General features: G+C 43.4%; 9 protein-coding genes. All 9 read right to left on the reverse strand.

The features are described from left to right. Window positions 1-20: 20 nt before the first annotated feature. Window positions 21-1,271 carry a nickel-dependent lactate racemase family protein gene (locus tag KTH90_RS17270; protein ID WP_158345577.1) on the reverse strand — a complete coding sequence of 417 codons (1,251 nt, stop codon included), beginning with the start codon at window positions 1,269-1,271 and terminating at the stop codon, window positions 21-23. After that, window positions 1,268-2,527 carry a phosphoglycerate kinase gene (locus KTH90_RS17275; RefSeq protein ID WP_238727123.1) on the reverse strand — a complete coding sequence of 420 codons (1,260 nt, stop codon included), beginning with the start codon at window positions 2,525-2,527 and terminating at the stop codon, window positions 1,268-1,270. Before KTH90_RS17275 ends, KTH90_RS17270 begins: the two co-directional genes overlap by 4 nt. Window positions 2,528-2,558: 31 nt before the next feature. Further along, window positions 2,559-3,593 carry a type II glyceraldehyde-3-phosphate dehydrogenase gene (locus KTH90_RS17280; protein ID WP_158345575.1) on the reverse strand — a complete coding sequence of 345 codons (1,035 nt, stop codon included), beginning with the start codon at window positions 3,591-3,593 and terminating at the stop codon, window positions 2,559-2,561. A gap of 64 nt (window positions 3,594-3,657) precedes the next feature. After that, window positions 3,658-5,079 (reverse strand): aldehyde dehydrogenase family protein, encoded by a 1,422-nt coding sequence (locus tag KTH90_RS17285; protein ID WP_158355578.1) that lies wholly within the window; start codon window positions 5,077-5,079, stop codon window positions 3,658-3,660. A gap of 54 nt (window positions 5,080-5,133) precedes the next feature. Beyond that, on the reverse strand, window positions 5,134-7,416 hold the full coding sequence (locus tag KTH90_RS17290; protein ID WP_158355579.1) for a pyruvate formate lyase family protein: 2,283 nt from the start codon (window positions 7,414-7,416) through the stop codon (window positions 5,134-5,136). A gap of 77 nt (window positions 7,417-7,493) precedes the next feature. Further along, a complete protein-coding gene (locus KTH90_RS17295) occupies window positions 7,494-8,804 on the reverse strand; it encodes a sugar ABC transporter substrate-binding protein (protein WP_238727124.1) in 1,311 nt (436 codons plus the stop codon). After that, window positions 8,794-9,732, reverse strand: coding sequence for a glycyl-radical enzyme activating protein (locus KTH90_RS17300; protein ID WP_158355581.1), 939 nt, complete (start codon window positions 9,730-9,732; stop codon window positions 8,794-8,796). The genes KTH90_RS17295 and KTH90_RS17300 overlap by 11 nt, the downstream gene beginning before the upstream one ends. A 9-nt stretch (window positions 9,733-9,741) precedes the next feature. Then, entirely contained in the window at window positions 9,742-10,893 is a 1,152-nt protein-coding gene (locus tag KTH90_RS17305; RefSeq protein ID WP_158355582.1) for a sugar ABC transporter permease, read from the reverse strand. Beyond that, entirely contained in the window at window positions 10,883-12,418 is a 1,536-nt protein-coding gene (locus KTH90_RS17310) for a xylose ABC transporter ATP-binding protein (RefSeq protein ID WP_158345569.1), read from the reverse strand. Before KTH90_RS17310 ends, KTH90_RS17305 begins: the two co-directional genes overlap by 11 nt. Window positions 12,419-12,423: the final 5 nt, after the last annotated feature.

Genomic DNA, 12,423 nt, shown 5'->3' on the forward strand with positions numbered 1-12,423 from the left:
TTTTCTCCATTCGTTCGAATTTATGGCGTAATATAAGGTAATGTAGATCCGCCATACGGCATTGCCAATACCGTGGCATCCTTACCCAGCTTTTGAAATGCATAGTCCAGCGCCTTCTGCGTTTCCCCCATTGGTGTCATAAAAATTCTCTGTACGAAAGACGGATCAAGTTCCGATACCAGACATATTTCCGCTTTTTTCAAAGTCATGGCAATCGCTGCCGCCTTATGCCCTCCCAGCTTGAATTCCCTATGTATCCTGCTGATTAGATCATCCGGTTCCTTTGCACTTATCATCCATTCTTCAAAAACCGGTTCTCCCATTCCTTCCAAGCAGCTGCCTATCAGTATAATAATTCCTCCCTGACGTACTGCTTGTACCGCGTTATCTAAAGCCTTCTGGGTCTGATACAAATTCAGATCTTTTGGCATTCCTCCCTGAGATACCAGAACAATATCCGCTTTACGGGGTATGCTGCACCGGTAAATTTGATCAATAAAAACACAGCCTGCCCTGTGGGCTTTAATAAAATCGCCGGCCACTGCTTTCAGAATATACTTATGCTCATCTAATATTACGTTCACGATAAAATCTATACCGCATATTTTTCCGGCTTCATCAATGTCCTCTCTAATAGGATTTCCTATTATTTTTCCAGCCGCTGCACATTCCTCAATCATCATCCTATGATTTGCTTGTATTGCTTCCCGAGTGGAAACTCCCGGCATAATAGCCTTTGCTCCTCCACTGTAACCGGCAAAATAGTGATATTCGATATTACCAAGGCAGATTCTTCTGTCTGCTTTTGCAACTGGCCTGAAAATATCAACCGGAGTTCCCCTGGAAGTTCTGCCCATACAAATACAGTCTTCCGGATCTGCATCTATGCAGGATATTTGGTCAAAAATCTGATCTCCAACCAGACTACGTTTCTCCTGATCGGTCTGTTTTCTATGGCTTCCAAGCGCGAAAACAACTGTAATATCCTCAGGCGCAATCCCTGCATCATACATCTGACGGATCAGCAGAGTCAGCACCAACTGTGACGGCATAGGCCGGGTTATGTCACTAGTAATCAGAACAATTTTTTCCCCTGGCTTTACAATATCGTTCAACATGGAACTGCCGATCGGATGTTCCAATGCATACCGCACTTCGTCTTCCTGGCTGCGTTCAGCCCGTATTACATTCGGTTTCAAAATTCCCAGCAAATTCCGTTCACTTATTTCTGCCTGCTGTTTTCCTCTTCCATATCCGAATTCCAGTTTCATACTTCTCCTTTTTCCAGCTCGACAGAATGTCTCAGTGCTCTTATCACCGGAAGTTCTTCTCCAGTCAGGAATCTAATCAGCGCTCCCCCTCCCGTACTGACATAGGATATCTGATCTACTACTCCTAATTTTTCCGCCGCCGCTATACTATCTCCTCCCCCAATCAGTGTAAAACCTTCTGAATCCGCTACTGCCTTCCACACACAATCTGTACCAAATTCCGATGTTTTCTTTTCGAACACTCCCATGGGACCATTCGCAAATATTGTTCTCGCCTTTTTAATTATTCGGCTATATATTTCCGCGGTCTTATGCCCGATATCAACGATAGATATATCGTCCGGTAAGCATCCAATTGCCGCTTCTAAACGCTCTCCATTCTGCTGCCATGCAACATCTGCAGGCAGCAGAATCTGTTCTTTATATCGTAAGTAGACTGGCCTGATCCGCTCTACATATTCCCAGTAATGCTGTCTTTTAATGTATTCCTCACTTCCAGACCCTATCGCATATCCTGCAGCTGCCAGCAAAATATTAGCCACAACTCCTCCAGTTATAACGAAATCCGCCTTTTTCTGTGCGAGCACTGTATCCATTATCGCAAACGCATCACCCACCTTAGCCCCGCCCAAAACATATACACATGGCCTCCTGGGCTGGTCTAGCAACTGTGTTACCGTACAATATTCTTTTTCAAAGAGCCTCCCCATCGCAGAAGGAAGCCGCTGTTCAAATCCACATAACGACGGTTGGTTTCTATGGGCGGCAGCAAACGCATCACATACATAATAGTCGGCCAGTGGAGCCAGTAAACGGATAAGAAGAGTATCTGCCTGCTGCTCATGCGTAAGACACAGCTTCGTCTCAAAAAGGGTCTGTTCTTCAGACAAATATCTTACGTTATCCAGCAGCAGAATCTCACCATTTTGGAGCGTACATATGCATTCCCTGGCTGCCGGCCCACAGACATCGTCGATAAATCTTACCGGACGTTTTAATAGTTCTGACAGTACTTTTGCATGAGGTGTAATGGAACAGAAATTCTGGTATTCAATATCACTTCCCTGATGGGCAAGCAACACCACTTTTGCCTGCTTGTCTGACAATTCAGAAATAGTCGGTAAACAAGCTTTGATGCGGTTGATGCTTTTTAAAGTGTTATTTTTGCGGTCTATCGGTTGATTTATATCCACTCGCACCAGTACAGTCTTTCCCATGAAATCAAAATCATCCAGCGTATGAATACCAAATCTCATAGCGAATCCCCTCTCTTTTCATATCTGAATTTCATGCTTGCTGTTCATGGTTTATGTGCAGATACTCGTTGGTTTTTTCAGTTCCTTCTTTGGAAGTAATCTGCATTCTACAGGAGGCTCTGATACCATCTATCGTCTCCGGAATCGTCACGCTCTCCTGCGGTATATGGATTGCGAACATAATATCATCGCCGCTTTCTACTATGCTGTCCTCCCAAAGCGCTATTTCATACATATCTCCTCTGGGATTACCCAGATCCCGGGCATATTTGAATAAAGACGCATTTCCCAGAAAACCTTCTGCGATGGATACCACTCTTATCCGCGGATGCAGGCGGAAAGATTTCAGAGCCATCTCTTTTGTTATTTTTTGCTTACCGCTAACTATTACAGAAATGATATGTCCATGGGTTACAGGAGTATGAACCAGTATACCTGTAGCTTGGATATGCGGCATAATAGTCATTAAATCAAGCGCCTGATGGGACGGCGCTTTGTCGATCTGAAGCGCATTGGTCAATCCTCTATGGTAATCACCTGGATCTGCAACTCTCCGTATAATCGTAATCGCTGTTTTATTTATCCCGTATGCACGGTCCAGACAGTCCACGGCTCGGATCAACCCGGTCGTGTTGCATGAGGTCAGCTTCAGGTAATCCATCCCCACTCCTTTTTCATAATTGGCATATCCGTGAAAAAACACATCCGCCACTGAATTCTTCTCGCCGCCCTGAAATATTGCCTTTACTCCATTCTTTTCATATAAATTCTTATTTTTGATGCCTATTCCGGCAGGAGAAGCATCCAGAATAATATCGGAAGCCTGAATCATTTCCTCGAAGCTTCCAGACACTGATATACCCAGCCTCTGAAACGCTTCCTTATCTGCTCCATCTCCCAAAAATAATCGATACGGCATTCCTTTTTCTGCCAACGCTCGCACAGCCAGTGTTGGAACCAGGTCTGCCACTCCGACTAACTCCATATCTTTCTGAAGCGCTACCCCATCCGCCAACCGCTGCCCAATCGTTCCATAACCTGCTATTCCGACTTTGATTTTTTCCATCTTATCCTCCATGCATGTACTTACCCGCAAATTTAAATATCATGAATATCCTTTGCTGTTTGAGTCATAATATCTGCTTTAAAACTACACATTTCGTCAGCATCATCTCGTCAAGCGTCATCAGCAGGCCTTCCGTCCCGATTCCACTTTGTTTATGTCCTCCAAAAGGTGTTTGAAATGTGCGGTAATCTCCACATCCGTTTACTACGGCAGTACCGCTTTCCATCTGCATCGCAAGTTTCAGGCCTTTCTGATAATCTTTTGTGATCACACCTGCTGACAGACCATACTGTGTCTGATTTGCAATAGCCACTGCCTCCTCTTCTGTATCAAACCGGATCACCGGTACAACCGGACCGAATATCTCCATATCTTTTGCTACATCCATATTTGCAGTTACCCGGTCGAGAATCGTCGGTTCAAAATAACTTTTCTGGAACCGATGCCCCCCTGACAGACACACTGCCCCTTGTTTCAACGTATGCTTTATCTGTTCTTCTACACGGCACGCTGCATTTTCTGATATCAACGGTCCCATATCACAATTTTCCTCAAAAGGATTGGTAAGTGTCATCTGTCTGAATGCCGTACAAAGCCGTTCTATATATTCATCTGCAATCTTACTGTGCACCAGCATACGTTTAGAAGCACAGCATACCTGTCCGGCATTGTACATTCTCCCCATCATCGTCTCGCTTACCGCCAAATCCAGATCTGCGTCCTTTAATATGATCAGGGGATCATTCCCTCCCAGTTCAAGAAACACTCTGCTCAGGTTCCGAATCGCATGGGATGCTGTCTCAATGCCTACTTTTGTACTTCCGGTAAGACTAACCGCGTTGATCAGCGGCGAAGAAGCAAGTATTTTCCCGACATTTTCCCCGCTTCCGGTAACTATCTGTAGCGCCTCACCGGGAACTCCCGCTTCTAGCAGCAGCTCAGTCATACGAATAGATGCCAAAGGTGTAACAGACGCGGGTTTAACAATCACCGCATTGCCGGCAGCCAATGCCGGAGCCGCCTTGAATGCATATAATCCTAACGGAAAATTAAAGGGAGTTACACATATCACTACCCCCAACGGCTCTCTTTGAACCATGACCAAATCTGACTCTTTTCCTGGAAGAATTTCGGTCATATGATGTTTCATCTTTTCTGCAAATGCCCTGAAATTCGCTCCTGCGCTTAACGCCTCATCTACGCATTGATTATACGGCCTGCCCAATTCTCTGCACAAAAGAGAGCCTAGTTCATCCTTATGTTCCTCTATATTGCGAGCTGCCTTCGTAAGAATACGAACTCGTTCCTCTACAGACGTATTTCTCCATATTTTCTTCCCAATCTGAGCAATCTCCAAAGCGTCTTCAATATCTGCCTGGGTGGCATTCGGTACCGTATCTGTGACCTCATGGGTAGCTGGATTTATAACTTCAATCTCACTGCCGTCAGAAGCTTTGACAGGTTTACCATTTATCAACATTTTCATGGGTATATTCCTCCCTGTTTTGAAATATCTTTTAAAATTATACTTTCACGTCATTTAGAGTGTATGCTTTGTCCTCTTGATCAGGCTGTCCTGGACTTCTTTTGAAAGCGAAATAAAATATGCCGACAATCCTCCCAAACGCACACGTAAGCTTTTATATTTCATAGGTTCTTTCTGAGCTTTCAGCATCATTTCCTGATTAACTCCTGTAATTGTCAGCATCAAACCATTCAGCTCCATAAAAGATTTTATCAATCCGGTAAGTCTTTTTAATCCTTGTTCACCTTTCACTTCATTCGGGTCAATCTGTAGATCCAAAGGTGCGCCAATTGCATATGGCAGAAGATTTGGGTATGTGACAGATTTAATTGCAGCGGTAGGACCTGTCATATCCATCCCGATAGAAGGCGAATAATTACTGCCCAGAGGTTCTTGTGCAAAACGTCCATCTGCCGAGGCTCCAACATCATGACCAAATTTTGCATAGAATTCAAATGTTGCAATACCACAGGCAAATATATTTCCAACAGGAGCCTTTTCTCTCAACCTGTCTATAATTGCGGCATAATCATCCAACAATTGACAGGCAATGTCATCCACATAAGCTTCATCATTTCCAAACTTAGGCACTCTGTTCAGAAGCTTCTGACGTAAAGGCTCTTGTCCTTTAAAATTAGTTTTCAATACAAAAGCAAGTTCCTCCAGACCCAAAAGCTGATCCTCATATACACATTTTTTTATAACTGCCAGTGAATCAACACAGCTGGCAAATCCTGTCAGCATAAAAGCAAAGATCTGATACACAGCTCCTGTGTCAGAGTACTCTTTTCCCCGTAAAATGCAGTCATCCATAAAAGCTGATAATAGTGGCGACGGCGCTATCTTGTATCTGGCTTTGATATTACGCATACGATTTTCCATCTCACGTACTGCCGCAATTTCCAGTTGTTTCAAAAATTCGTTGTAAAACTCTTCAAATGTATGCAGCTCTTTTAAGTTCACGCAGTTCCACTCTTTACGATTGCGTACGATACTGTAACCATCCTGCAGTATATACTCAAGCAGCTGCAGAATCTCCAACGTGCAGAATCCAAAGTTCGTTTTGCCCGGAATCAGGGTTTCCCAGCACCCGTCGTTGGAATAATCTCGGGCATCTTCCAGCGGGATTCCGATCCGTATCAGCCCCGGTATAATCGCATCGTCATTATATAAGACAGGTTCCCCTGAACCGCTTCGTAAAATATCTGCGCATAGATCGTATAGCTTCTGCGGAGTATCCTTATGAAATCGGACACTCATAACAGGCACAATGGCTTCAAGAAATGACCATTCTTCCAGTATCATATATGTCAAGGGATTTGTTGCATCTTTTCCATCCGGTGTCAGTCCGCCCAGGATCATATTGATCAGCCAATGGTTTGCCGATGTACCATAGTTATAATCTTCATCATTTGCATATCCATCTGAAGCTGCAAAGCTTTTCGGATCGGCTCCGTTAAACTGTGTATCTTTTTCGGTCATATGCATTTCCCACTGTTTGGGATCTAATTGAACACGCTCACTAAATTTTGCCAGCCAGCTTCCTAATAGTTCTCTCGCCTGATCTATCGATATTCGTTCCATCTCCAGATCTTTTTTCAGATACGGATAGAGATATTGGTCTGCCCGCGCGATCGGCAAAAATTCCATCGTACTGTGAAATAGAACAAAAACCATCCAGACGGACTGAAGTGCTTCATGAAAAGTTGTTGCGGGTAATTCCGGAACCCGGGAACAGATCCGGGACATATCCATCAACTCCTGTTTTCGTTCCTGGGAATCACATGTATTTGCTTCCTCCATTAGTAAGATGGAATATCTCTGTGCTAATTCAGCCACCGCATTAAGACTAATGATAACGGATGTATAAAAGTCAATCGCTTCCCTGTCCTGCAAGTGGTCCGCTTTCTGTATACTTGAATAAACTTCTTCCCGGATACCGGACAAACCCATTGTTAAAATTTTATTATAATTCGCCGGATGATGTCCAAATATGGATTTCTCCGTGTATGTATATCTGGCCCCTTCTTCTATCTCTTCCGGCAGGGCATATCCAGGAAAACATTTACCGAATCCAACCGATGCCATTGTTGGTATACCTACGATTAATTCGTCTGGCTTAAGTTCAATCGGCATATTTCGTGCAACATATTGAACCGCCAGAGATTTTCTTATAATCAGTGGTTTTTTCTTTACTTCCTCATCTGTCAGAATTGTAAGATTTTCTCCCCACCAGTCTTTTTTTGTCAGATAGTCCTTTTCAAATAGTCTGTGTTTAATCCTTTCAATCCGGTCCATACCATTCCTCCCGCTTGCATCCACTTTGTAATAACTGCCCGGCCCTTAACGGGCCAGGCAGTTGCATTAATAAAGACTTATTTGGAATCCGCCAAGACCTCATCCAAATTAATATAAGAATCTTTCAAAATATCATTCATGTTATCTTTGGTTATAATCTGCGCACCCATGCTAATTGTTGGTATTTTCCCATATCCATTGTCTACGGTATAATTTGGCTCCAGGTGAGGTTTTACCCCTAATTTTGCAGCCAGACAGGAATTTGCTAATTCTTGAATCATCTGGGTAATATCTTTATAGATTGTCATAGATTGTGTTCCGGCCATAACTCTTCTTAATGCAGCTCCTTCACTGTCCATTCCTGTGACAATGGCTTTTCCTGCCAGCCCCTTTTGCTCCAGTACCGCTATCACGCCTGATGCAATTCCATCATTCATACAGACAAATACATCCACTTCGTTATTCGTCAATGTGAGTGCGGACTCTGCATGTTTCATAGCTTCTTCCGCCTTCCAGTCCGTACAGTTCTGTTCCAATACAATTTTAATATCACCACTGTCAACATAAGGCTGAATTTCTGTCATCATTCCGGCATAGATCTGCGGAACATCTGTAATTTGTCTTGCATCCCCCTTGAGTATCACAAAATTTCCTGATGTGATTCCAAGAGTATGAACGATATACTCTGAATGCAGAGTACCCAAGACAGTATTATCGGTGTTACAATGATAAGCCACCGGACAGTCCACCGGCAGTCTGGTCTGACTCACCACCGGTATGCCCATATCTGCGATTTCAGTAATAACCGGACCAAGCGTAGATGCATCATGAGCTCCTACCCAGATAGCGTCCACCCCCTGTGCCGCCAAGCTCTGTAGTTGTTGTATCTGCCGGTCCGCATCATTATCTGCCACCTGAATCACAGCCTCATAACCTCTTTTTTCCGCATCTTCCTGTATTAATGTCTGTTGTATCTGCCAGATCTCTTCCTGTATCGTTGGAATAGACATGCCGATCTTATATTTTTCTCCGTTCTCTTTTAAAGGCCATTTTCCATCAGGCTGTAATATCGAATCAAATTCCGGCATATCAGCATATGGCATCGCGGAAGGATCCTCAATAGGGACCGGATCTGGCGCAGATTCCGCCGATTCCTCTTCTTTTGCCTCTGTATCAACTTCACCTACATTCTCCTGAACCGCCTGTCCTTTTTGTTCTTCACCAGTTACCGATGTGCCGTCCTGCAAAACAGATTTCTCTTGTTCTTTGCCTGCGCATCCTGTCATTATTAAAAGAAGCAGCACAGATAAAACCGCTGTTACTCGCAACATTTTTTGTTTGCCTTTCATTCCACTTCCTCCTCTTTCTAAACACTGTCTAATTTCCATAGCCACCTACATTAACCGATAGTCCCTCAGATTCAAAGATCGCCACCGCTGCCTGCAGAGTATCAAAATCCGGTTCTTTCACCATTGCGAACTCATACATTTCATCCAGTGCTGTCCATTTCGATAATCCCATTTGATGGAAGGGCAGAATATGCACCTGTTTTGCATGACATAATTTAGCATACTCTGCTGTTTTTACCAGATTTTCTTCTCCATCGTTCACTCCCGGTATAAACGGTATGCGGATAATCAATGTCTTCTTAAGCTGACCAATCTTTAACAGATTCTGTATGATCTGTTCATTTCCCATACCGGTATACTTCTTATGAATCAAACTATCTGTATGTTTCACATCATATAAAACCATATCCGTATACTCTAGAATTGATTCCATGGCTGCCCAACTGCAGGCTCCGCATGTTTCGACCGCCGTATGGATACCTTCCTCCGATACCCGGGACAACAGGTTCCTGGCAAACCCGGCCTGATAAGCAGGCTCACCTCCGCTCAGAGTTACTCCACCTTCTGAATATCGGTAAAAAGTACGATCCGATAGAATTTTCTCCAGAACGGTATCCATGTCATAATATCTTCCCGCTAATTTCCGGGCATCCGTACAGCATACTTCCGTACAAGACCCACATAAAGTACATCGTTTTCGATCTGTCAATACACCTGAAATCACTGCATGACTCTCGCAGGCCTCTTCACATGCACCGCAATTAATACACCTGTTCTGTGTCAGCAGCAGCTCGGTATAAGGTGATCGCGTCTCTGGATTTTGGCACCACTGGCATCGCAGAGGGCATCCTTTGAAAAATATCATGGTACGAATACCGGTACCATCATGTACAGAAAATCTTTGTATGTCTGTAATCATTGCCCGTTCACCTGACGTTTTAATCACCTGCCTTTCTTGTTTTGCCATGTATTATCATCATCCTTTACTGCGCTTACTGGATATATCGATACAGACAGCCAGCAGCAGTACTGCCCCCTTTACAATATACTGATAGGTAGCATCCAGATTCATCAGGCTCATACCATTATCCAGGCTGGACATCATCATAGTTCCAATAATTGCGCCTGCTACGGTACCAGCTCCTCCTAATGTACTTGTTCCTCCTACGATGCATCCGGTAATCGCACTAAACTCAAAATTCTGTCCCACCATAGCGGTAGCCTGACCTACACGGCCCAAAAATACAATACTTGCAATTGCTGTTATGAACCCCATAAAAGAGTAAATCAGTAATTCGTTTTTGGGTATGTTGATACCGGCCAGTCTTGCAGCATCACGATTGCCGCCTAACGCATAAATATTTCTGCCAAATGCTGTATTTTTAGAAATAAATGTAAAGGTTACTGCAAGCACCAACAGTAAAATAATCGCATAGGGAATTCCCCGGTACCGGATCAGAAAAGCGGATACTATGCCCATAGCAGCTACGATTAAAACAATTCTGAGAATTTCCAGCCGGATATCCAGGGTTTCTAACCCATAGGTTTTTTTAGAATGCCTGTTGTAGAATACAAATACTATAGTAAGCAAAGCAATTGTTACGGTCAAAATCATGCTAACGCCTGTCGGGAAGAAGGCTCTTCCCAGCATCGCAAAGGTATCACTTACAGGCCCCCTTGCCATACCTTCTCCCACTAATAATGTCATCCCTTTAAAAATTAATTGACCAGCCAGAGTTGCTATAAATGCCGGTATTTTCTGATACGCGATCCAATACCCGTTCCAGACTCCGATTAAAATTCCGGCCAGTAAGGTTAAAAGAATCGTCTGAACCGGCCCGACATGGAACTTTGTTTCCAAAGTGGCCGCAAAGTTTGCCAAAAAGCCTACCACTGCCCCTGCTGACAGATCAATACCTCCCGAAACCATGACCCACACCATACCGATGCCCAATATAGAGAACGTGCATCCCTGGAGCAAAAGATTGGTCATATTTAGGCTTGAAAGAAACATCCCACTGGTCAATACCTGGAATAAGATAAAGATACCAGCCATCTCGATCACCAATGCAAATTTTGTAATATTATTCTTTAACATATTTCTGGTAATGATGCCTTTATCCAACATATGTCTCCTGCCTCCCTCCCGCAGCACTGTACAGAATCCTTTCTTGCGTCGCTTCCTCCCGGTTCAGCTCTCCGTTTATTTTTCCTTCATGCATTACATAAATCCGGTCACTCATCCCTATAATTTCAGGAAGTTCCGAGGATATCATAACTATCGCTACCCCCTGGGCTACCAGCCGGTTCATAATTTGATAGATCTCATATTTTGCCCCCACATCCACCCCTCGGGTTGGTTCATCCAAAATTAAAACTTCAGGACTTGTCAGCATCCATTTTGCCAGGATCACTTTTTGCTGATTTCCACCACTTAGATTCTTTACCTTCTGCTGTATTGATGAAGCTTTTATTTTTAACTCCCTCATATACTGATGCGTTCGTGTAATTTCCAGATTACCGTTAATCACACCATAGCGGACTAGCTTTGACAAACTGGCCAACGACATATTCGTCCGTATATCTTTATCCATCACTAATCCATACCGCTTTCTATCTTCGGAAACATAACTGATCCCCCGTCTGATTGCCTGTTTCGGACTTCTGATCTGTATCTTCCGCCCTTTGAAATAAAGTTGACTGTCCTGCGTGGGTTTCAAAATTCCAAACAAACTCAGTGCCAGTTCTGTTCTTCCGGCTCCCATTAATCCGGCAATACCTAGAATTTCCCCTTTTTTTACCTGAAACTGAACATGGTCAATCAGCTTCTTGTCTGATATCACGGGATTTCTTACACTCCAGTCTTTTACTTCTAAAATAACCTCACCGGCATGATGCTCTTCATGCGGAAAACGTTGTGTCAGTTCCCGTCCCACCATATAAGATATTAAACTGCTTTCCGAGACCTCAGAAATATTCTTAGTAACAATAACTTTTCCGTCCCGCAAGACAGTAACCCGATCCGCAATATGGAATACTTCATCTAGTTTATGGGATATGTAGATACAAGTAACTCCTTCTTTTTTCAATTCCCGCAGAATATCCATCAGAATCTCGGTCTCTACCTCTGTCAGCGAAGCGGTAGGTTCATCCAGAATAATCAGCCTTGCATTTTTATTTAATGCCTTTGCGATTTCGATTAGTTGTTGTTTCCCAACTCCTAAAACACCAACCATTGTTCCCGGATTTTCTTTTAACCGGACCTTATCCAAAAGTTCCTTGGTTTGACGGTACTGTTCATTCCACTGGATCACTCCATTATTTCTTCGCTCACAGCCCAAAAAAATATTTTCACAAATGGACATGCTTTTAATCAGATTCAATTCCTGATAAATAATAGAAATCCCAGCTTTTTCCGCATCCCTTGTACCCATAAATCTTTGTTCTTTCCCCTGAACAAGTATCCTTCCTTCATACTCATTCTTTTTATAAACTCCACTGAGTATTTTCATTAATGTGGACTTTCCCGCACCATTTTCACCCACCAAAGCATGGATTTCACCTTTTTTAACCTGAAAAGTAACATCTTCTAACGCTTTTACTCCAGAGAAGCTTTTCGTAATTTGCTCCATTTGCAATATATAATTCTGCATAAGTT

The organism is Diplocloster modestus (assembly GCF_019042245.1).
Lineage (GTDB): Bacteria > Bacillota > Clostridia > Lachnospirales > Lachnospiraceae > Diplocloster > Diplocloster modestus.